The following is a 21,864-nucleotide window of genomic DNA, read 5'->3' on the forward strand; positions in this document are numbered from 1 at the left end:
TTCATCATCGGGAGCCTCTTCATCGGGCTAAAAATATCCTCGGGGGTGAATTGGCCCGCCGGGCGAAAAGGGGCAGACAGCCCCTTTCTCATCAGTCCAAGGCGCGCAAACGCTTGATCAAAGAGGACGTATCCCAACGGTTTCCACCCAGTTTCTGCACATCCTTGTAGAACTGATCGACCAGTGCGGTCACTGGCAGCGACGCCCCGGTCTCGTTGGCCGTCTCAAGGCAGATCCCCAGATCCTTGCGCATCCAGTCCACTGCAAAGCCGTGATCGAAATGATCGTCCAGCATAGTCTCATACCGGTTCGCCATCTGCCAACTGCCTGCCGCACCCTGACTGATCACCTCAACGACCGAGCGCCCGTCCAGCCCGGCTTTTTCGGCAAAATGCAGCGCTTCGCTGAGGCCCTGAACCAGGCCGGCAATGGCGATCTGGTTGCACATCTTGGTCATCTGACCTGCGCCGCTGTCACCGATCCGGCGGCAGATTTTGGAATAGACCTGCATGATCGGCTCGGCCGCATCATAGGTTGCCTGATCACCGCCACACATGATTGACAGAACTCCGTTTTCCGCCCCGGCCTGACCGCCCGAGATGGGCGCGTCGACAAACGCGATTCCTTTGGCCTTGGCGAGGTCATACAGCTCATGGGTCACCTTCGCTGAAACCGTGGTGTGATCGACAAAAATTGCACCCTCGGACATGCCGTAAAAGGCACCAGCCTCCCCGGTGCAGATGTTGCGCAGGTCGTCGTCATTGCCAACGCAGGCAAAGACAATCTCGGCGCCCTTGGCGGCGTCTTCTGGCGTCTTGCCCATCGCGCCGCCATGTTCGGCAACCCAGGCCTCGGCCTTGGTGGTGGTGCGGTTGAAAACGGTTACCTCATGGCCCGCCGCCTGCAGGTGGCCTGCCATTGGATAGCCCATGACGCCCAGGCCCAGAAACGCAACTTTTGCCATTTGGTGATCCTCTCTGCTGTCCGGTCCCATTTCCTTCAGCAGGCCGGAGTGTTGGGCAGAGACAAAGCAAAGCCGCGCGCAAAGAGCAACCCCGCGTCAGGGTTTGCCGCCCAAATCCTGTAGGATCGGACAATCTGGGCGGTCATCCCCGGCGCAGGCATCGATCAGATGGCCCAGCGTGTCGCGCATCGCGTTGAGGTCGGCGATCTTGGCCTCGATTTGCACCAGGTGCGCCCGCGCGACCTTTTTGACATCGGCGCTGGCGCGGGTTTCATCCTCGTACAGTGCCATCAGGGTGCGGCAATCCTCGATCGTAAAACCCAGGGCACGGGCGCGGCCCAGAAAGTTCAGCTTGTGCACGTCCTGCGCGCGGAACCGGCGATAGCCGTTGTCGTCGCGCATTGGTTTGATCAGGCCTATATCCTCGTAGTACCGGATCGTCTTGGCGGGCAGGCCGGTCTGGGTTGCGACATCTCCGATATTCATGGCGTGACCTCCTGCGTTTCGTGGTCTTGCCGCGTTTCCGGCAGGCTGGCGCGCACGCGGCGCAGGCGCAGCGCGTTGGACACCACAAAGACGCTGGACAAGGCCATCGCCCCGGCTGCGAGGGCCGGGGACAGAAGGTGCCCACTGAATGGATACAGTGCCCCGGCGGCCACCGGGATCAGCAGGACGTTATAGCCAAAGGCCCAGCCGAGGTTCTGCCGGATGTTGCGCATGGTGCGGCGGCTGATCTCGACCGCGTTCGCGACACCGCGCAGATCACCGGACATCAGAACCAAATCCGCAGTTTCAATGGCCACGTCGGTTCCGGTGCCAATTGCCACGCCGATATCGGCCGCCGCCAGCGCCGGGGCGTCGTTGATGCCGTCGCCGACAAAGGCCAGCGTGCCGAACTTTTCGCGCAACGCGGTGATTTCGGCCAGCTTGCCATCCGGCAAAACTTCGGCCGTGACATGGTCGATACCCAGCCGATCGGCCAGAGCCTGCGCGGTGCGGGCGTTGTCTCCGGTCACCATCGCCAGCGTCAGGCCCATTGCGTGCAACCGCTCCAGCGCCTGCTTTGTGCCGGGCTTGATCGGGTCCGAGACCGCAAGAAGTGCCGCAGCCTGTCCGTCGATGGCGACGAACAGCGGCGTGGCCCCTTCGTTGGCGCGCTGGTCGGCCTCGGCGGTCAGGTCAGCCAGATCGACGCCATGCTGCGCCATCAGACGGGGCGAGCCGATCAGGATGTCGCGCCCTTCGACCGTTGCCTGAACGCCCAGCCCGGTCAGAGATTGAAACTCTGACGGCGATGGCAGATCCGGCGGGCCAGCCCGGGTGATCGCTGTGGCGATCGGGTGTTCGGATTGCGCTTCAACCGCTGCGGTCAGCCGCAGAACAGTGTCGCGGTCAAAGCCGTTTGTGACGGTGATACCTTCCAGTTCAGGCCGCCCCAGCGTCAGCGTTCCGGTCTTGTCCAACGCGATCACCTTGGCCTGTTGCAATTGCTGCAACGCGTCGCCTTTGCGGAACAACACGCCCAGTTCGGCCGCGCGCCCGGTGCCCACCATGATCGAGGTCGGCGTTGCCAGACCCATGGCGCAGGGGCAGGCGATGATCAGGACCGAGACACCCGTGACCAAGGCCATTGGCAAGGCGGGCGCGGGTCCAAAGATCAGCCAGACCGCGATGGTCAGCAGGGCGACGGCAATGACCAACGGCACGAACCAGGCGGTGATCTTGTCAACCAGCCCCTGAATTGGCAGCTTGGCCCCCTGCGCCTGTTCGACCATGTGGATGACCTGCGCCAGAACGGTGTCAGCCCCGACCCGCGTGGCGCGGACCCTCAATGCTCCGGTGCCGTTGACCGTTCCGCCCACGACCTGATCTGACGGCGCTTTGCCGACAGGCACGGGCTCGCCGGTGATCATGCTTTCATCGACGTAAGAGTTCCCCTCAAGCACGTCCCCATCCACCGGAACACGCTCACCGGGACGGATTTGCAGGATGTTGCCAACAGTGATGTCGGCAATCGGGCGGTCTATGTAGGTGCCGTCCATCTCGACCCGTGCGGTTTTGGGCTGCAGCCCCACCAGCTTACGGATCGCGGCGCCGGTGCGGCCCTTGGCGCGCGCCTCCATCACTCGTCCCAGCAGAATCAGGACCACGATGACCGAGGCGGCCTCGAAATAAACATTGGCGCTGCCTTGCGGCAGGATCTGCGGTGCAAAGGTTGCGGTGACCGAGAACAGATAAGCCGCCCCCGTGCCCAAAGCGACCAGAGCGTTCATGTCCGGTGATCCGCGCAACAGCGAGGGGATGCCCTTGGCATAGAAAACTCGCCCCGGCCCCAGCAACAGCACCGTAGTCAGCGCGAATTGGATCAGGTGACTGGTTTGCGTGCCGATGGTCGCCTGTATCCAATGGTGAAAGGCCGGGATCATATGACCGCCCATTTCAAGCACGAATACAGGCAAAGCCAGAACAGCGGCAAAAACTGTCGCTTTGGTCAGCGCGTGGGTTTCTTCGGTTTTTGCCTGATTGGTCGGTGTGTCGGCCCTGTCGGCCACACGTGCCGGGTAACCAGCATCCTCGGACCGTTTCGCCAGCGCCTGCGGGTCGGTAGCACCGTCAATATAGGAGACCGTGGCGCTTTCCGTGGCCAGATTGACTTGCGCCTCGACCACGGCGGGATCGGCGGTCAGGGCGCGCTCGATCCGGGACACGCAGGAGGCACAGTTCATGCCGCCGATCTTCAGCGTCGTTTCCCGTGTCGCTGCCGGGTAACCGGCGCGGTTTAGCGCTTCGGTCAGCGCGCCGATCTGGCCGTCATAGGTAACCTGCGCGGTTTCGGTTGCAAAATTGACCGAGGCCTCCGACACCCCCGTCACGTCGTGCAGCGCGGTTTCCACTCGCCCCACGCAAGACGCGCATCCCATGCCCGAGATTTTCAGCTGAATTGTCTGCGGCGTAGCCATTCGACTCATCCTGTAGAGAACTTCTCCCTCCAGATGGGGGTTCCAGTCACGGGAAGGTCAAGGGGTCACGACAGATTTCTGCTCAATTTCTCAGTGCGTTTGTCAGCGGTCCAATAGCTGATCCAACAACAGGGAATCGTACATCACGGGCGGAGAGTTGCGGACAGATTGCGGTGAGGCGAAAAAGGCCAGTGTCAAACCCGTCACCAACAGCAGCGCACCAATCAGACAAAGGCTGGCAATGTTCAGCGCGGATCGCAGCATGGGGTGCTCCTTGTGTCTGGTGTGACCTGTCCGGTCTGGGGTCAGGATCGTTGGGCCAGTTGTTGTTTCAATCTTTCATTCTCGGCCTGAAGCTGCGCTAATTGCTGTCCAAGCGCGTTCAGATGCGGGCGCAGTTCGGCCTCGGTAAAGCGCGGGGTGATGTGGCGCGGGCAATTCCAGTCCAGCGCCTCTACCCGGATGAGGGCAGCGCGTTCGGCGGGGGCTTCGGCGCCTTCGGGGTACAGGCTGGCAGCTACGGCCTCGCCCTCGGTGAATGTGACCCGACCCAGTATCTTGAGACGCCGCTGGTTGGCATAGTCCATCAGGATCAGTGCGATGCGGTCGTTCCCGTCCAGATTCCCGCGCGAGATATACTGTTTGTTGCCGGAAAAATCGGCATAGCCGATGGTTTGCGGGCCCAATACTTTCAGGAAGCCAACCGGCCCGCCGCGGTATTGAACATATGGCCAGCCGGTTTCGGACACTGTGGATTGATAAAACCCGTCGCGTGCCTGGATGAATGCCTTTTCGGCCGGACCGATCTGATGCCCCTGTTGCGGACCGCCTTCGATGAACTTGGCGTAGGTCCTGGCCGAACCCATTCTTTCCTGATGTACCCGAACGGCGGGGGTAAAGGTCAGTTCGGAAAAGGCGCGTGGCATGGCTTGTCCTTTCGAGGCCCTTGGGCTGGTCTTTCACGTCAATGCGGCGGCTATCAGCGCGAGGGTCAAAAGAATGGGGACGTACTGAGGGGAGAAAAGGCTGGCATGGCGTCTCATCTGATCGCTCCAAAGTTAACAGATCGGTACATCTTACGATCAATGTGTACTGATCGGTAAACTTTTGCAAGTCTTAATTTGAAATCTCGCCCGGGCTCTCTCGGATGTTGAGGTTTCGGCGATCGTCTATTATGTACTGATCTGTACACTAAGGAGCCCGTGAATGCGCCCGAACAAACGCGACGAACTGGTCCGCAAAGCTCTGCAGGTCTTTTACCGTGATGGCTTTCACGCCACCGGGATGGACAAGCTGGTGGTTGAAACGGGTGTTTCCAAAACCTCGATGTACAAGCATTTCCGCACCAAAGAGGATCTGATCCTGGCCGCGCTGCAGTTGCGGGACGAGAGCTTTCGCAAGGACTTCCTGCACCGTATCAGCGAGTTGTCGGACACCCCGGCGGGTCAATTGATCGCCAGTTTCGACGCGCTGGGCGAGTGGTTCAGTGAAGAAGACTATCGCGGCTGCATGTTCATCAAGGCTGGGGCGGAATATCAAGAAGAGGACCACCCGATCCATAAACAGTCGGCGGAACACAAACAGATCATGCTGGATCATTTTACGGATCTGGCCCGTCAGGCCGATGTGCGTGACCCGGAACATCTAGCTTGTCAGATCGTGCTGTTGCAGGAAGGCGCGATTGTGTCGGCGGTGTTTCTGAAATCCTGCGATCCGGCGCAGGATGCCAAATCGGCGGCGCAGATTCTGCTGGAAAACGCTCTGACTTAAACGGGGCCTGATCATCAAAACGACGTTGCGTTGCGATGCCTCTCAGTGGATTGGAATGCGAAACCTCCAAAGCTAGGCTGTTCAGGCACAGGCAAGGGGAGGATGTCATATGCCGCTGTTTACCACTTCTGCGGGTTGGGTGACCGAAGAGCATCGGATGTTTGCTGAAATGGCGGACCGGTTCATGAAAGATGAACTGGTGCCGAACCTCGACCGCTGGAACGAAAACGGTGTTGTCGATCGTGAAATGTGGCACAAGGCGGGCGACATGGGGTTGATGGCCGGTGCGATCCCCGAAGCCTATGGCGGCGTTGGCGGTGGCATCGGGTTTGATGCGGTGACGCTCTATGCGCAGGCTTCGCATGGGGATTCCGGGTGGGGTTATGCGATCCAAACCATCGTCGTTCACTACATCAGCACCTATGGCAGCGAGGATCAAAAGCAGAAATGGTTGCCGCGTCTGGCCTCGGGCGAGATGGTCGGCGCGCTGGCCATGACCGAACCCGGAACCGGGTCCGATGTGCAGTCCATTCGGACGACCGCAGACATGGATGGTAATTCCTATCGGCTGAACGGATCCAAGATTTTTATCACCAACGGCCAGTCGGCGGACCTGATCCTTGTGGCCTGCAAGACCGACAAGTCGCAGGGTTCAAAGGGTGTCTCGCTGATCGCGGTGGAGACCGAGGGCGCAGAGGGATTCCGCAAGGGGCGGAACCTGAAGAAACTGGGAATGAAGGCCAATGACACGGCCGAGTTGTTCTTTGAAGACGTCAAGGTGCCGATGACCAATCTTCTGGGTGCGGAAGAGGGGCAGGGCTTTTATCAGATGATGAAACAGTTGCCGTGGGAACGTCTGACTATCGGCATCGGCGCGCTGGGCGCGATAGACTTCGCCATCGCGGAAACGGTGAAATACACGCAGGAGCGTAAGGCGTTTGGCCAACGGGTGATGGATTTTCAGAACACCCGTTTTAAACTGGCCGAGTGCAAGACCAAGGCTGAGGTTCTGCGCAGCTTCGTGAACGACTGCATTGCGCGGCTCGAGGCGGGAACGCTTGATGCTGCCACGGCCTCGATGGTGAAGTACTGGGGGTCGGAAGTTCAGAACGAGGTCATGCACGAATGCCTGCAGCTATTTGGCGGCTACGGGTTCATGATGGAATACCCGATTGCTCGCCTCTACGCGGATGCGCGTGTTCAGATGATCTATGGTGGTACCAATGAGATCATGAAGGAACTCATCGCCCGGTCATTGGACACCTAGCCCGTATCGGGGCTCCTCCCGCCCGTCGTCGACGTTTCTGGCGAAACATCTCCGCCCCTTGGGCCAGGCAGGCGCGGGCGCAGCCCGCGCCTGCCTGGCCCCCTGCCGTCCGCAGGACGCAAGGCCGTAGGCCGCGCAGGATATTCTGACCCTGTTCTTATGCGTTGCCCGTTTGGTCAATCTGCCCTTGAAGCCACGCACGAAACGACTTGAGTGGTTCGGATTCCGCGCGGGATTGCGGCCAGACAAGGTAAAAGTCCCCAAGGCTGACCCCCGGTCCGCGCCAGGCCGGCACCAGCCGGCCCGCCGCCAGGTCCGCCTCGATCAGGTAGCTGGGCAGCAACGCCGCACCCAGCCCATGAATCGTGGCCTGCCCCATGGTCGAGAATTGGTCGAACAGCATTCCGTGTATCCCGGTAACCTCTTGGCCTTGCGCGGTAAACCACCGTTCCCAAGCGTCGGGGCGTGTCTCAAGGTGCAGCAAGGGGGCTTCCGTCAGCCAACCGATGTCCTCAGCGTCATCGGGCAGCAGATCGGGTGAGCACACAGGCAGCACATCTTCGCGCATGATGCGCAGGTAGTTCACACCGGCCCAGTCGCGCTGGCCGAAATGTATGGCCGCATCGAAGCGTTCGGTGTCAAAGTCAAACGGGCGCAGGCGGGTGTTCAGGTTCACCGTGACCTCTGGGTGGCGGCGCGCGAAGTCCTGCAGGCGCGGGGCCAGCCAGTGCATTCCGAAGGCGGGCAGGATCGACAGGTTCAGCGACCCTCCGGTGGGGTTGGCCTTCAACTTCAGGGACGCTTGCGCCAGTTGGTTCAGCGCCGTGCGCGCGACCTGTACGTATTCCTTGGCCGCTGGCGTCAGGTGCAGCCGCATCTGGCTGCGCTGGATCAGGTCCACACCCAGTTGCTCTTCCATCGATTTGAGCTGTCGGCTGATTGCGCTTTGCGTCAGAGACAACTCCTCGGCGGCGGCCGAGGCACTGCCGAGACGATCAACGGCCTCAAGCGCAAGCAATGATGGGATTGAGGGCAGAAACCGACGGGGGGCGATCATATGATGAATCCTCATACCTTTCGGATGGAATATCACTGGTATTTGCTGTCCGCCAGCCTGATACACATACAGGCTTTTCTTTTGGATGACCGGTTGAGAACCTGCGTGCTATCCAAGATGAAATCGCCCAGCTTAAGAATTGGAAGACCGGGGAACAGGCCATGGATCGCGCTCAGATCGTTCACGAAAATTTCCTGACCCGGGTGGCGAAAGGCGACTTTCCCGATGGTGCGGCTCCGCGGCCGGGTCTTAGCAACGCCGACGCGGTATCGCTTTTCCGCTCTCAGGTTCTGAGTCGGGCGCTGGATCGCACCAGCCGTGCAATGCAGAAGGCGGGGCAGGGGTTCTATACGATCGGCTCATCCGGGCACGAGGGAATGGCGGCTGTTGCCCACGCACTGCGCCCGACTGACATCGCGTTCCTGCACTATCGCGATGCGGCGTTTCAGATTGCCCGGGCCGAGCAGGTGCCGGGCCAGCAGATCGCCTGGGATATGCTGCTGAGCTTCGCTTGCTCGAAAGAAGACCCGACCTCGGGCGGGCGGCACAAGGTTCTGGGCTCCAAGGCGCTGATGATTCCACCGCAGACCTCAACCATCGCCAGCCATCTGCCCAAGGCGGTCGGCGCGGCCTACAGTCTGGGTGCAGCCCGGCGGCATGACCCTGAACATAGGGAATTGCCCGTGGATGGGATTGCCATGTGTTCCTTCGGGGATGCTTCGGCCAACCATTCGACAGCGCAAGGGGCGATCAACACCGCAGGTTGGACGAGTGTTCAGTCAACACCGCTGCCTTTGTTGTTTGTATGCGAGGATAACGGGATCGGTATTTCGGTGAAAACGCCGAAAGGCTGGATACAGGCGTCGATGGAACATCGCCCGGGGATCAAGTACTTTCAGGCCAACGGGTTGGACATCTATGAAACATATGCCGTGGCGCAGGAGGCCGCTGACTATGTACGAACCCGCCGAAAGCCCGCCTTCCTGCACCTGAAAACCGTGCGCCTTTACGGTCATGCCGGGGCGGATGTGCCGACCACCTATCTGTCGAAGTCCGAGGTCGAGGCAGACGAGGCCAATGATCCCCTGCTGCACAGCGTGCGCCTGCTGGATCAGGCGGGTGCGCTGCCACCTGCGGAGTCGCTGAAAGTCTACGAAGATACCTGCGCCCGTACCGATCGCATCGCGGTCGAGGCGGCAACCCGTCCGCATCTGGCCAATGCCGCTGAGGTGATGACTAGCCTGATCCCTCCGAAACGTACCTGCAAACCCACCAACGGCCCCAGCGCCGAGGCCCGGGCCAAGGCCTTTGGCGGCGACATGCGCTCGATGGACGATCCGCAGCCCATGAGCCGCCTGATCAACTGGGCGCTGACCGATCTGATGCTCGAACATGGCGAGGTCGTCTGCATGGGCGAAGACGTTGGCCGCAAGGGCGGCGTCTATGGTGTGACCCAGAAACTGCAACAGCGGTTCGGCCCGGACCGGGTGATCGACACGCTGCTGGACGAACAGTCCATTTTGGGGCTGGCCATCGGCATGGGGCATAACGGGTTCATTCCGATCCCTGAAATCCAGTTCCTCGCCTATCTGCACAATGCCGAGGATCAGATCCGGGGAGAGGCCGCGACGCTGCCGTTTTTCTCGAATGGTCAGTTCACCAACCCGATGGTGTTGCGGATTGCCGGGCTGGGCTATCAGAAAGGGTTCGGCGGGCATTTCCACAACGACAACTCTCTGGCCGTGTTGCGGGATATTCCGGGTGTGATCATTGCGTGCCCCTCGACCGGCACGGACGCGGCGCAGATGCTGCGCGAATGCGTGCGTTTGGCGCGGGAAGAGCAGCGGGTAGTGGTGTTTCTGGAACCCATCGCCCTCTACCCGATGCGAGATCTGCATGAGGCGCAGGATAGTGGGTGGATGACCACCTATCCCTCACCCGATCAACGCATCGCGCTGGGCGAGGTTGGCGTGCATGGGGACGGGACCAATCTGGCGATCGTGACCTATGGCAACGGGCATTATCTGTCGAAACAGGCCTTGCCCGAGCTTGAGGCGGCCGGCTTGAAGACCCGGATCATCGATATGCGCTGGCTCGCACCTTTGCCGGTCGACGCATTGCGTGAGGCCACCAAAACCTGCGCGCATGTTCTGGTCGTGGATGAATGCCGCCGCACCGGCAGCCAGTCCGAGGCGCTGATGACGTTCTTCGCCGAGGAAAGCCCCGATACCCCAACCGCCCGCGTTGTGGCTGAGGACTGTTTCATCGCCACCGGCCCGGCCTATGCCGCTCCGCTGCCGTCGAAGGACGGCATTGTTGCCGCAGCATTGAATTTGACCGGAGGCCGCGCATGACCCGCACTGCCGTTGTGATCTGTCCGGGGCGGGGCACCTATAACAAACCCGAACTGGGCTATCTGCACCGCCATCACGCGCAGCGGATGGACCTGTTTCAAAGCTTCGATACCATCCGCGCCGAGGCAGGGCAGGAGGCCGTGACCGCGCTGGACGGCGCCAGCCGGTACACGGTCAGCAAGTATTCCCGCGGAGACATCGCCTCGCCCCTGATCTATGCGGCCTCGCTGGCGGACGCGCAGGCTTTGGCAGAGGATATTGAGGTCGTCGCTGTCACAGGCAATTCAATGGGGTGGTACATCGCCCTTGCTGCAGGTGGTGCCCTGTCTCCACAGGACGGGCTTCGCGTGGTGAACACCATGGGCACGTTGATGCAGGACCAATTGATCGGTGGCCAGTTGGTCTATCCGTTTGTGGGGGAGAACTGGGAAAACGACGCCGCCCGCAAGGCTGAGTTGCTGGCCGATGTGGCGCGGATCAACGCGTCTGATGGGTGCGATCTGGCGCTGTCCATTGATCTGGGCGGGATGCTGGTTCTTGCGGGAAATGAGGCGGGTCTAAAGGCGTTTGAGGCTGCGTACCCCACAATTCAGGACCGTTTCCCGATGCGGCTTCCCAACCACGCGGCCTTCCACACCGCGTTGCAGGCCCCCGTTGCGGCCGAAGGGCGGGCCCGGTTGGGCGCTGAGATGTTTGGCCAGCCGGAACGCCCCCTGATCGACGGCCGCGGTAAAATCTGGTGGCCGGGAGCGACAGATACGCAGGCGCTTTGGGATTATACGCTGGGCCATCAGGTGACCGAGGCCTATGAATTTACCCGCGCGATCCAGACCGCCGCGCGCGAGTTTGCGCCCGACCTTTTCATCGTGACGGGTCCCGGTGCGACTTTGGGCGGGGCCGTGGCGCAATCGCTGGTTCTGGCCGACTGGCGCGGCATGTCCGACAAGGCGGCGTTCCAGGCACAGCAGGACGCGCAGGCTTTCCTGATCGCCATGGGCCGCGACGATCAAAGGGCGCTTGCAACCGGCTGATCCAGCCCTGATGATCCGCGCAAATTCAAGGAGCGTTGCATGAGCGGCTACGATCAGTCCCTCTGGCTGAAGACTTGTCAGGAGCATGTTGAAAGCCGTCCCCTGACCGGTGACCTGACTGTCGATCTGGCGGTGATCGGTGGCGGTTATACGGGCTGCTCCGCCGCGCTGACGGCGGCGCAGGCCGGGGCATCGGTCTGCCTGCTGGAGGCGCAGGAGATCGGTCATGGCGGTTCCGGCCGAAATGTCGGGCTTGCGAATGCCGGGTTGTGGCTGCCGCCTGACGACATTCGCCAACACCTTGGGCGTGAGGTCGGGGATCGTCTGATCGACCTGCTGGCCGCTGCGCCCGGCGATGTGTTTGATTTGATCGAAAAGCATGACATCAACTGCGAACCGGTGCGGAATGGGACACTCCACTGCGCGCACTCCGCCAAAGGACTACGAGACCTGCAGGCCCGGCACACGCAGCTGTCCGCAACGGGTGCGCCGGTTGAATTGCTGTCCGCTAGCCAGACGGAACAACGCACGGGCAGCGCAGCATTCCAGGGTGCTCTGTTCGATCCCCGCGCGGGGACAATCCAGCCGCTGAGCTATGTCCGGGGCCTTGCCCGCGCCGCCGCCGAGGCCGGAGCGCGTATCGCGACCCAAAACCCAGTTCAGTCCATGCAGTACAGCGACGGCGTTTGGACGCTGATAACCGATCAGGGGACGGTGCGTGCGAAAGCGTTGATCCAGGCCACCAACGCCTATCATCAGGGACTGCAGACCTCGGTCCCCGAATATGTGCCGGTCTACTACTTCCAGTTCTCGACTGCCCCGTTGTCGGACAATCTGCGCGCCAGCATCCTGCCGGGCGGCGAGGGGTGCTGGGATACCGGCCTGATCATGACCTCGTTCCGTATGGACGCCGAAGGGCGTTTGGTCATTGGTGCTATGGGCGATCTGGGACAGGCGGGCCGTGCCGCTCATACCGCATGGATCAAACGCAAACTGTCCGAGCTCTTCCCGCAACTGGCCGACCAGCCGCTGATCGAAGGGTGGCACGGTCGGATCGCCATGACTTCGGACCATATTCCCAAGATCACGCAGATCGGCCCCAACGCCCTGTCGGTGCATGGGTATTCCGGGCGCGGCATCGGGCCGGGCACTGTGTTTGGCCGTCTTATGGCCGAAAGCCTGCTGCAAGATGATCCGTCGCTGCTGCCCGTCCCTGCAGTTGCGGAATACCATGAAAGCTGGACCGGCCTGCGCCGGGCATATTTTGAAACCGGCGCGGCGCTGACCCATTTCGTCAAGGCGCGGTTCTGATCACGGAGACTTAGCCCTGCAACGCTGCGGCCACGGCCTCGATCCGATCACGCAGCCAGCGATGAGCCGGATCATTGGTCGAGCGCTGATGCCAGACCATGTAGATCGAAACCGGCTCACATTCGAATGGCAACGGCGCGCAATCCAGTGCCGACAACGGGCCCCGTTTCATCAGCAGCGTGTCGGTCGAGATCAAATCGCTGCCCTTAACAAAGGGCGGAATGGCATGAAAATGCGGCAGTGTAACGGTGGGCGGCATGATCTGGCTCTGATCCACGCCTCGCATCACTGCGCGCGAGCTGCGCCCGTCGGCAAAGCGCACCTCGACATGTTCGGTTTCGCAATAGCTCTGCCAACTGTCCGGTGGATTGCGCCGCGTAGCATCGTAGAAGATCATCAACGGGCTGATCAGAATACGTTTTTGAAAGATATCAGGCCCATCGGGGGGCAAAGGGGTCAGCATCAACTGACACCGATCACTGCGCAGCAGGTCCGGGTCGGGGACGCCGGAGGGTATGAACCCCAACCGCAGCCGGACGCCTTCGGCCCGCAATGCGCGCAGCAGCGGCGGAAAGATCAACTCGCGCGGCATGTCGTTGGTGGCGATCTGGATGCTGATCTCTTCAGCCACAGGGTCGAACGGGCGGCCGTCGGTCAGCGCGCGCATCCCGTCCAGAACTTGTTGAACAGGCTCTTTCAGAGACAGGGCGCGCTCGGTCGGTGTCAGGCCCTGACCTGAGCGTACGAACAGTGGGTCACCCAGCACCTGCCGCAGCTTGGCCAACGTGTGGCTGATCGCCGATTGTGTGACACCCAGACGATCAGCGGCTTTCGAAACCGAGTTTTCCTCGAGGATGATCAGAAAGGTGCGCAGGACCTTGCCGTCCAGATCCGTGAAATCAGTATTGCTCATACTATCTATGACTAGTCATGAATGGATTTGCAGTCTACCGCGCATTAGGTGACAGTCATCATCAGGAGGCACGCGATGGGAATCCGTTTTTTCTCGGACAAGAACCGACCGGTTCATATGGGTAAATACCCGCTGGAGCGGTTGGCGCGGCAACCATCCCTACCTGACTTGTCTGCGGTAAAGCCGATGCCGACCCTCAGCTTTCATCGCCCGGATCAGCCTGAGAGCATCGTCAACGCGATGGGTGAGTTTCAGGCGATGATGGACACCATCCGCGACGGGTTCGTGAATCCCGTGACTTCGGAGATCCCGACCGATCCGGCAAAGCGCGCCAACCACCTGAAGGCGTTTGGCTATTTCAACGATGCCTCGATGATGGGCAGTGGCCCGCTGCCGCCCGAGGCTTTGCTGCCCGAGCCCCGCCGCAATCCCGATATCGACCGTCTGGCCCACGCGCTGAAGACGCGGCAGACCAAGACGCTGGCCTCGGGCATCGACCTGATCATGGCCGATCTGAAGGAGAGCATGGAGGCCGCGCCCAAGCCGATGGACACGCACCGCCATGCCATCGTCTTTCTGTATGAATACAACCGCGACCCCGATCCGGACGAGCCCGGCGCAGAGTGGATCGTCGACGCGCAGGATCACCGGGCCTGTCTGTTGGCGACCGAGAACGCGGTGGTGATCGCCAACTATATCCGCCTGCTGGGCTTTGACGCGCGGGCGCATTCGGTGATGTCGTCCGAGGTTGATCTGGGCAAATTGGCGGTTGCGGCGGGGCTGGCCTCGGTCGAGGATGGAGACCTCGTGGCCCCGTGGTTGGGCAAGCGCTTCGGTCTGGCCGCCGTGACCACCGAGATGGAGATCGCCCACGACCAGCCCCTGCAATCGATGGCGCAGCAGCCGTGGTTCCGGACACAAGGGCCGGCGTGGTGGTTGGGCGCAGGGTTTGCCAAGAATGTGCTGAACCGTGACCCTTATGCCAAGCGGCGTTATATGGATGGCGCGCATCCGTTCGAGAACCTCAAGCGGGTCGATACGCCAACTACCTATATCGACGAAGAAAACGTCGCCCGCGTGCCCAAGCGCGCCGACATGTTCGCGCGGGCGCAGTTCGGGGACATGGGTAAGCACCTGCAGGACGCGGCGAAGGGTGGGTACTATGTGCGCAAGGCCGCGCCGAGTTTTGCTCAACGCCGCGCATTGGGCGCGTTTGTTTTGTTGCAGGATGGCGAGAGCGCCAATGCAACGCCTCCGACTGATGCCGCCCGCAATGCCGCCAATATCAAGGCGGCGACTTACTTCCTTGGTGTCGACGCAGTGGGCCTCAGCCGGTGCCCGGACTGGGCGTGGTATTCCCATGATGCAACGGGCGAGGAGATTACCCCTCCCCATGATCAGGCCATCAGCATGATCATCGATCAGGGCTATGAAACGATGGAAGGGGCAAGCGGCGACGACTGGATCAGCGTCGCCCAGTCGATGCGCGCCTATCTGCGCTTTTCCCTTTTGGGAGGGGTAATCGCGCAGCAGATCCGCAACCTCGGCTACAAAGCCAAGGCGCATACGGTGATGGATGGCGAGGTGCTGCAACCGCCGCTGTTGCTGCTCTCGGGCCTGGGTGAGGTTAGCCGGATCGGCGAGGTGATCCTGAACCCCTATCTCGGCCCGCGCCTGAAATCCGGTGCGGTGACGACGGATATGCCGATAGCGCACGACAAGCCGATTGATTTCGGTCTGCAGACCTTCTGTGAAAGCTGCAACAAATGTGCGCGTGAATGCCCCTCGGGCGCGATCACCGCAGGGCCAAAACTGATGTTCAACGGCTATGAAATCTGGAAATCCGACAGCCAGAAATGTGCCACTTATCGTGTGACCACTCCGGGTGGGGCCATGTGCGGGCGGTGCATGAAGACCTGCCCGTGGAACCTCGAAGGGATTTTCAAGGAACGCCCTTTCCGTTGGGCGGCGATGAACATTCCCCAAGCTGCGCCTGCGTTGGCACGCCTTGATGATGCGGTCGGCAATGGCGGGCTGAACGACGTCAAGAAATGGTGGTGGGATATCGAATTGCGGCCGGATGGCGCCTATCGCCCGACCGAATACCCGTTGAACCGGCGAGACCTGCAAACCGATCTGGACCTGAAATATGAGGATCAGACGCTGGCCGTCTATCCCGCCTATCTGGCGCCGCATCCGTGGCCCTATCCCTTTGCCATGGACCGTGAGGCCGGAATCGCTGCCTATGAGGCGATGGTTACGGCAGACGAATACAAGGCCCGCAAGGCTGCAGGCGATATGTCGGTGGTTCATCGTTACAAGATCGCGGGCGACGCGCCTGTTATGAGGGTCGAGTTGACGAAGGTCGACAAAATGACGTCGGACGTGACCAAATACGAGTTTTCGGCGCTTAACGGTGCGCCGCTGCCGAAATGGACCGCGGGCGCGCATCTGGACGTGTTGGTCGCGCCGGAGTTTCTGCGGCAATATTCCATGTCCGGTGACCCCTCGGATCGGGCGACCTATCAGATCGGTGTGCTGCGCGAGGATGAAGGGCGTGGCGGTTCGGCCCTGTTGCATCGGATTTTTAATGAGGGCCGCAAGGTCTTTGTCTCGAAACCGATCAACCATTTTGAACTGAATGAAGCGGCGACAAAGACATTTCTGATGGGCGGCGGTATCGGCATCACGCCGATGATCGCCTTTGCCCACCGCCTGCACAGCTTAGGCAAACCGTTCGAGCTGCACTATTCCGCCAGCACCCGCGCCGGGGCGGGGTATTTGGGCGATCTGGCCGCAATGCCTTGGGCAGATCACGTGCATTACCATTTTTCGGACGAAGGGACGCGCGCTGATCTGGACTCGATCCTGTCCGGCTATAAGGACAATTGGCATGTCTACACCTGCGGCCCGGACCGCTATATGGACGGCGTCATACAGGCGGCGGAACGGCAGGGTTTCCCCGAGGACGCCCGGCACCTTGAATACTTCTCGGTTCCCGAGCAGCCGGACTATGAAAATCACCCGTTCACCCTGAAGTTGGTGCAATCCGGGCGTGAGCTGACGGTCCCAGCCGAAAAAGACGCTGCTCAGGTGCTGAACGAAGCGGGCATTCACGTGGATGTGAAATGCGCAGATGGCATCTGCGGGGTCTGCAAATGCGGTGTGGTTTCCGGCGAAATCGAACATCGCGATTTCGTTCTGTCCAACAAACAACGCGAGAGCGCTATCATCCTGTGCCAAAGCCGGGCGGCGCAACCCGATGGCGTGATCGAGCTCGACCTCTGACACAAGGTCTGGAAACGACATCCAGTGAGGAAAAAATTGGTCGCTCCTGCCATGGACGCCGGGGGGTTGCTGCACTAACGTCCCCTGCGAACCCAGTGAATCCTGATCAACAGGTGCGAGGTATTTTCATGGATTATCACAGCCCCGCCAGCTTTGCCGAGGCGTCGGCTCTGGCCGCAAACGCGACGGGCATTACACGGTTTCTGGCAGGCGGCACCGATGTTCTGGTGCAGTTGCGCTCGGAACTTGTGACGCCCGATACGCTGATCGACATCAAGAAGATCGCCGGTGTGCGCGACATCAATCAAAACGCCAATGGCAGCTGGACGCTGGGCGTCGCCGCCACCGGTGCCGAGATGAGCGAGCATGCCGATCTAAGCGGTGATTGGCCCGGTGTTGTCGAAGCGATGGACCTGATCGGTTCGACCCAAGTGCAGGGGCGCGCGACGCTGACCGGCAACCTGTGCAACGGCTCTCCGGCGGCGGATTCGGTGCCTGCGATGGTCGCAGCGGGTGTGACCGTTACCGTAACTGGCCCGGATGGGGATCGCGAGGTTGCTGTCGAGGATATTCCCTCCGGTCCGGGTATAACGTCCTTGGTCAAGGGCGAGCTGATCTCGGCCGTTCATATCCCTGCGCGGGGTGAGAATGGCGGCGACGCGTATCTACGCTTTATCCCCCGGACCGAGATGGATATCGCCGTGGTTGGCGTTGGCGTCAGCCTGCGTCTGGATGGCGACACCATCACCGAAGCGCGTGTCTCGCTGGGTGCTGTCGCCCCGACCGTTCTGTTGGTCGAGGACTGTGCAAAAGCCATCATCGGCAGCACGCTGGACGATGCCGCGCTGGACGCTTTGGCCGCTGCGGCGTCCGCTGCCTGTAACCCGATCGACGACAAACGCGGCACGATTGCATTCCGCACCGAGGTCGCTGGCGTTCTGGCCAAGCGCGTCGCGAAAATCGCCTATGCCCGTGCCAAGGGAGAGCAAGCATGAGCAAGTTCCACGTATCCACCACCGTAAACGGGGACGCGGTCGAGTACCTCTGCGACCCGCGCGAAACCCTGCTGGACTGTCTGCGCGACAAGCTGAACCTGACCGGCGCGAAAGAGGGCTGCGGCACCGGCGACTGCGGCGCGTGCTCGGTCACTGTTGATGGCCGCTTGGTCTGTTCCTGCCTGATGCTGGGCGTTGAGGCGGATGGTAAACAGATCGAAACCGTCGAAGGCATCGCGGATGGCGACGTTCTGCACCCGCTGCAGCAGAAGTTCATCGAACATGCCGCCCTGCAATGCGGTATCTGCACTCCGGGCATTCTGGTTGCGGCCAAGTCGCTGTTGGAAAAGAACCCCAACCCGACCGAGGAGGAAACCCGGTACTGGCTGGCAGGCAACCTGTGCCGCTGCACCGGTTATGACAAGATCATTCGCGCCGTGATGGAAACGGCCGAAGAATTGCGGGAGGCTTCGTAATGGCACTCGACGATCGCAAATCTGAATTCACTTTCGTTGGCACCCGCCCGGATCGTCCGGATGGCTTGGACAAGGTCACAGGCCGCGCCAAGTTTGGGGCCGACGCCTATGCGCCCGGGATGCTGCACGCAGCCATTCTGCGCTCGCCCCACGCTCATGCGCGGATCGTGAAGATCGACGCCTCGAAGGCCGAGGCGCATAAGGACGTCAAAGCTGTTGTCACTCGCGCGGACTTCGCCGAAGTGCCGTTCAAGCCGGGTCTGGAAGGTGAGTTCTGGAATGTGCTGGAAAACGTCATGGCGGGGGAAAAGGCCTTGTATGACGGGCACGCGGTAGCAGCCGTTGCGGCCACGTCGGCCTTGGCGGCGCGCGATGCGCTTAAGCTGATCGAGGTTGAATACGAGGTTCTGCCCCACGTCACCGACGTGGACAAGGCGATGGCGCCCGACGCACCCGTGATCCGCGAAGGTGCTGCGGACTATTCCGTGCCCGAAGGGATGCACCCGAACGTCGTGCGCTATCACGAAAGCGGTCATGGTGATGTTGAGGCTGGCTTTGCCGAGGCTGATCTGGTGATGGAAGACAGCTTTGTCACCGAGGCGACCCACCAAGGCTATATTGAACCGCACGCCTGTCTGGGGATGCTGGGCAATGACGGCAAGGGAGAGCTGTGGTGCACCACCCAAGGTCACTGGATCGCGCAGAAGACCTGTGCGGCCTTGTTGGGGATCGAGACCTCGCAACTGCGGGTGACGGCGTCCGAGATTGGCGGCGGCTTCGGCGGCAAGACCACTGTCTTCATCGAACCCGTCGCGCTGGCGCTGAGCCGCAAGGCGAACCGTCCGGTCAAGTTGGTCATGTCCCGGTCCGAGGTGTTTCGCGCGACCGGTCCGACAGCCTCAGCCTCGATGGACATCAAGATCGGCATGAAGAAGGACGGCACGATCACCGCGGCGCGCGGCGAATTCCGCCTTCAGGGTGGAGCATTCCCCGGCGCTCCGGGTGACATGACGGCCATGTGTGCTTTCGCGGCGTACAACCTGACCAACGTCAAACAGATCGGCTATGACGTCATGGCCAACCGCCCGAAGCAAGCCGCCTATCGCGCGCCCGGCGCACCGATGGGGGCCTTTGCCGTTGAGTCGGTCATCGACGAGATGTGTAAAAAGCTGGGCCTGGACCCCATCGACGTCCGCCTGAAAAACGCGGCGCACGAAGGCACCAAAGCCAGCTATGGCCCGCGGTATGAGCGTATCGGACTGGTCGAAACGCTTGAGGCTGCCAAGGCACATCCGCATTACACGGCCCCGTTGAAACCGGGGCAGGGGCGCGGGATCTCCTGCGGCTTCTGGTTCAACCACGGCGGCGAGACCAGCGTTTCGCTGGCCCTGTCCGAGGACGGCTCGGCCCAGCTGATGGTCGGCACGCCGGATATTGGCGGTTCCCGCGCGTCGATGGCGCTGATGGCGGCCGAGGTTTTGGGTATTCCTTATGAGAACATCCGCGTCACCATCGCTGACACCGCGACGCTGGGCTACAACGACGTCAGCCACGGCTCGCGCGTGACCTATGCAAGCGGTCTGGCGACGATCAAGGCGGCGAAACACGCGGTTGAAAAACTGTGCGAGCGCGCGGCGGCCAGTTGGGGCATTCCGACCGACGCAGTGAAATGGGAAAACGGCTGTGCTGTTCCTTCTGGCCCAAATGCAGGGGACTTCGACCCACGCCCGCTGGCGGACATTACCGCTCATATGGGTTCGACCGGTGGTCCGATCTCGGGTCACTTCGAAGCCACGCCGGAAGGCGCGGGTGTGTCCTTTGGCACTCATATCGTCGATGCCGAGGTTGACCCGGAAACCGGCAAGACCAGCGTTACCCGCTACACGGTGATTCAGGACGCAGGTAAGGCCATCCACCCGACCTATGTGGAAGGCCAGTATCAGGGCGGTGCCGCGCAAGGTATCGGCTGGGCGCTGAACGAGGAATATATCTATGGCGAGGACGGTCGCCTGCAGAACTCGATCTTCCTTGACTACCGCATCCCGGTTGCCAGTGACCTGCCAATGATCGACACGGTGATTGTCGAAGTGCCCAACCCCGGCCATCCGTTCGGTGTACGGGGTGTGGGCGAAACCGGCATCGTGCCGCCGCTGGCGGCCATCGCCAATGCGGTCTCGCACGCAGCGGGTGTTCGTATGAAGCAACTGCCGATGTCGCCGCCCCGTATTCTGGCGGCGCTCAAGGACAATGGTTGAGGTCCACCTCTGGTCCGGCCTCCGGTCTTTGACCGGGGGCCTGCAGGTGGTCGAGGTTGAGGCCAAAACCACCGGTGAATTGTTGCGGGAACTGGTAAGGCTGCACCCGCAGCTTCAGGGGCCCGTGGATGCGGGTGTGTCCATCGCCATAGACGGACGCGTCATTGCCAGCGGATTGACCGAACCGATTCCCGAAGGCAGCGAGGTTTACCTGATGCAGCGTTTGAGGGGCGGTTAAGCCTTTGGCGACCACGGTTCGCGGCCAACCATGCGGTCGGCTTCGGCGGTGATGTCGTTCATATGTTGCTCAAGACTTTGGCGCAGGGCTTCGATCTGCTCTTCCGAGGCCTTGCGCGGCACGGTTTCCGTCCATTCACGGCATAGGAAAACGCCTTCGTTGCGCCAGGGGCGCGGCATCAGCAGCCGGTCCCATGTGCCCGCCTCGCGACCGTGCTTGGCGGAATATGTGATCCCGAACACCCGCTTGCCCGAGGTGCGCGCCCAGACCAGTGGAACGGTGGACAGCACCCGTTCCGGCCCGCGCGGACCGTCAGCGGCTATGCCGATGGAAATCCCCTGTTTCATCTTGCCCAACACCTCGCGGGACAGCGCGACATGGCGTTTCTGGCTGGCCATCGCAATCGTGTCCATGCCGAACAGTTTCTGCACCCGCCCCACCATGCTGCCCGCCCGGGCAGAGGAGGTGATCGAGCAAATCTGCGCCTTGTCCAGCGGGAAGAAATACGGCGACTGCGCCAGCCGTTGATGCCACAGGACAACGATGACCGGCTCGCCCTGTTCGGCCAACTGGTCCAGCTCTTCATACCCGATGCGCTGCCATGCCGTGTTGCGATTGACCATCCGGATATAGCTCGCAATCCGTCGAGCGGCCCAGTTCAGGACGGCTTCGCTGTCGGCGATCTTTTTGCGGATGTTCACGATTGGGGTCCCTCGCACTGGCCAAACCGTGTCTTATAGAACTCAACGCCGCGCGCAACTTGTTTGTCGGATGCATTAGTCGCGCAGAATCTGAAAAAGCCTCTTGAGTCCGCCGCGCGGCTGGCATATCTGAGGCGCACCTTAGGGGTATAGCTCAGTTGGTAGAGCGACGGTCTCCAAAACCGTAGGTCGCGGGTTCGAACCCTGCTGCCCCTGCCATTTCCCACAGCTCGCATCAGATTTCGGATTTTGCGGATAGTGCGCTATCCTGCTCTTTGTATTTC

General features: G+C 61.3%; 18 protein-coding genes and 1 tRNA gene. 11 read left to right on the plus strand and 8 right to left on the minus strand.

Annotated elements, in window-relative coordinates; all coding sequences use genetic code 11:
• Positions 1-91: 91 nt before the first annotated feature.
• The 5 genes from ACR0KW_RS19115 to ACR0KW_RS19135 form a co-directional block, all read right to left on the minus strand.
• Positions 92-964 (minus strand): NAD(P)-dependent oxidoreductase, encoded by an 873-nt coding sequence (locus ACR0KW_RS19115; RefSeq protein ID WP_480806404.1) that lies wholly within the window; start codon positions 962-964, stop codon positions 92-94.
• 96 nt (positions 965-1,060) lie between these two features.
• Positions 1,061-1,450, minus strand: a complete 390-nt coding sequence (gene cueR, locus ACR0KW_RS19120; protein ID WP_170328598.1) for a Cu(I)-responsive transcriptional regulator — start codon at positions 1,448-1,450, stop codon at positions 1,061-1,063.
• Positions 1,447-3,924 (minus strand): heavy metal translocating P-type ATPase, encoded by a 2,478-nt coding sequence (locus tag ACR0KW_RS19125; protein WP_480806405.1) that lies wholly within the window; start codon positions 3,922-3,924, stop codon positions 1,447-1,449. Before ACR0KW_RS19125 ends, cueR begins: the two co-directional genes overlap by 4 nt.
• A 102-nt stretch (positions 3,925-4,026) precedes the next feature.
• Positions 4,027-4,188, minus strand: a complete 162-nt coding sequence (locus tag ACR0KW_RS19130) for a hypothetical protein (RefSeq protein ID WP_480806406.1) — start codon at positions 4,186-4,188, stop codon at positions 4,027-4,029.
• 41 nt (positions 4,189-4,229) lie between these two features.
• Positions 4,230-4,850 (minus strand): pyridoxamine 5'-phosphate oxidase family protein, encoded by a 621-nt coding sequence (locus ACR0KW_RS19135; protein ID WP_480806407.1) that lies wholly within the window; start codon positions 4,848-4,850, stop codon positions 4,230-4,232.
• A 280-nt stretch (positions 4,851-5,130) separates the two neighbouring features.
• Here ACR0KW_RS19135 and ACR0KW_RS19140 point away from each other — a divergent pair, with 280 nt between their 5' ends.
• Together ACR0KW_RS19140 and ACR0KW_RS19145 are read left to right on the plus strand one after the other, a co-directional pair.
• Positions 5,131-5,694 carry a TetR/AcrR family transcriptional regulator gene (locus ACR0KW_RS19140; protein WP_480806408.1) on the plus strand — a complete coding sequence of 188 codons (564 nt, stop codon included), beginning with the start codon at positions 5,131-5,133 and terminating at the stop codon, positions 5,692-5,694.
• A gap of 109 nt (positions 5,695-5,803) precedes the next feature.
• Positions 5,804-6,961, plus strand: coding sequence for an acyl-CoA dehydrogenase family protein (locus ACR0KW_RS19145; RefSeq protein WP_480806409.1), 1,158 nt, complete (start codon positions 5,804-5,806; stop codon positions 6,959-6,961).
• A 157-nt stretch (positions 6,962-7,118) separates the two neighbouring features.
• Here the strand turns inward: ACR0KW_RS19145 and ACR0KW_RS19150 are convergent, their stop codons facing one another.
• Positions 7,119-8,018: a LysR substrate-binding domain-containing protein gene (locus tag ACR0KW_RS19150; RefSeq protein WP_480806410.1), complete on the minus strand. Its 900-nt coding sequence runs from the start codon at positions 8,016-8,018 to the stop codon at positions 7,119-7,121.
• Positions 8,019-8,179: 161 nt separating this feature from the next.
• On the opposite strand from ACR0KW_RS19150, the gene ACR0KW_RS19155 reads away from it, so the two are divergent.
• From ACR0KW_RS19155 to ACR0KW_RS19165, 3 genes are all read left to right on the plus strand, one after another.
• Positions 8,180-10,372, plus strand: coding sequence for a dehydrogenase E1 component subunit alpha/beta (locus ACR0KW_RS19155; protein WP_480806411.1), 2,193 nt, complete (start codon positions 8,180-8,182; stop codon positions 10,370-10,372).
• Positions 10,369-11,403, plus strand: a complete 1,035-nt coding sequence (locus ACR0KW_RS19160; RefSeq protein ID WP_480806412.1) for an ACP S-malonyltransferase — start codon at positions 10,369-10,371, stop codon at positions 11,401-11,403. Before ACR0KW_RS19155 ends, ACR0KW_RS19160 begins: the two co-directional genes overlap by 4 nt.
• Positions 11,404-11,535: 132 nt before the next feature.
• Positions 11,536-12,714, plus strand: a complete 1,179-nt coding sequence (locus ACR0KW_RS19165; RefSeq protein WP_480806456.1) for an NAD(P)/FAD-dependent oxidoreductase — start codon at positions 11,536-11,538, stop codon at positions 12,712-12,714.
• A 10-nt stretch (positions 12,715-12,724) separates the two neighbouring features.
• On the opposite strand, the gene ACR0KW_RS19170 is transcribed toward ACR0KW_RS19165, so the two are convergent.
• On the minus strand, positions 12,725-13,627 hold the full coding sequence (locus ACR0KW_RS19170; RefSeq protein ID WP_480806413.1) for a LysR family transcriptional regulator: 903 nt from the start codon (positions 13,625-13,627) through the stop codon (positions 12,725-12,727).
• Positions 13,628-13,702: 75 nt separating this feature from the next.
• Between ACR0KW_RS19170 and ACR0KW_RS19175 the strand changes: the two genes are divergently transcribed.
• From ACR0KW_RS19175 to ACR0KW_RS19195, 5 genes are all read left to right on the plus strand, one after another.
• Complete coding sequence (locus tag ACR0KW_RS19175) at positions 13,703-16,915, plus strand: reductive dehalogenase (protein ID WP_480806414.1); 3,213 nt, start codon at positions 13,703-13,705, stop codon at positions 16,913-16,915.
• A gap of 128 nt (positions 16,916-17,043) precedes the next feature.
• Positions 17,044-17,910 carry an FAD binding domain-containing protein gene (locus tag ACR0KW_RS19180; protein WP_480806415.1) on the plus strand — a complete coding sequence of 289 codons (867 nt, stop codon included), beginning with the start codon at positions 17,044-17,046 and terminating at the stop codon, positions 17,908-17,910.
• Positions 17,907-18,386 carry a (2Fe-2S)-binding protein gene (locus ACR0KW_RS19185; RefSeq protein ID WP_170447616.1) on the plus strand — a complete coding sequence of 160 codons (480 nt, stop codon included), beginning with the start codon at positions 17,907-17,909 and terminating at the stop codon, positions 18,384-18,386. Before ACR0KW_RS19180 ends, ACR0KW_RS19185 begins: the two co-directional genes overlap by 4 nt.
• A complete protein-coding gene (locus ACR0KW_RS19190; protein WP_480806416.1) occupies positions 18,386-20,641 on the plus strand; it encodes a xanthine dehydrogenase family protein molybdopterin-binding subunit in 2,256 nt (751 codons plus the stop codon). The genes ACR0KW_RS19185 and ACR0KW_RS19190 overlap by 1 nt, the downstream gene beginning before the upstream one ends.
• Positions 20,634-20,879 (plus strand): MoaD/ThiS family protein, encoded by a 246-nt coding sequence (locus tag ACR0KW_RS19195; RefSeq protein ID WP_170547084.1) that lies wholly within the window; start codon positions 20,634-20,636, stop codon positions 20,877-20,879. Before ACR0KW_RS19190 ends, ACR0KW_RS19195 begins: the two co-directional genes overlap by 8 nt.
• Here ACR0KW_RS19195 and ACR0KW_RS19200 read toward each other — a convergent pair.
• Positions 20,876-21,580: a lysophospholipid acyltransferase family protein gene (locus ACR0KW_RS19200; protein WP_480806417.1), complete on the minus strand. Its 705-nt coding sequence runs from the start codon at positions 21,578-21,580 to the stop codon at positions 20,876-20,878. The genes ACR0KW_RS19195 and ACR0KW_RS19200 overlap by 4 nt on opposite strands.
• Before the next feature lie 143 nt (positions 21,581-21,723).
• Here ACR0KW_RS19200 and ACR0KW_RS19205 point away from each other — a divergent pair.
• Positions 21,724-21,799, plus strand: a tRNA-Trp gene (locus ACR0KW_RS19205).
• The last annotated feature ends 65 nt before the right edge of the window (positions 21,800-21,864 follow it).

The organism is Ruegeria sp. CG11 (genome assembly GCF_056537245.1).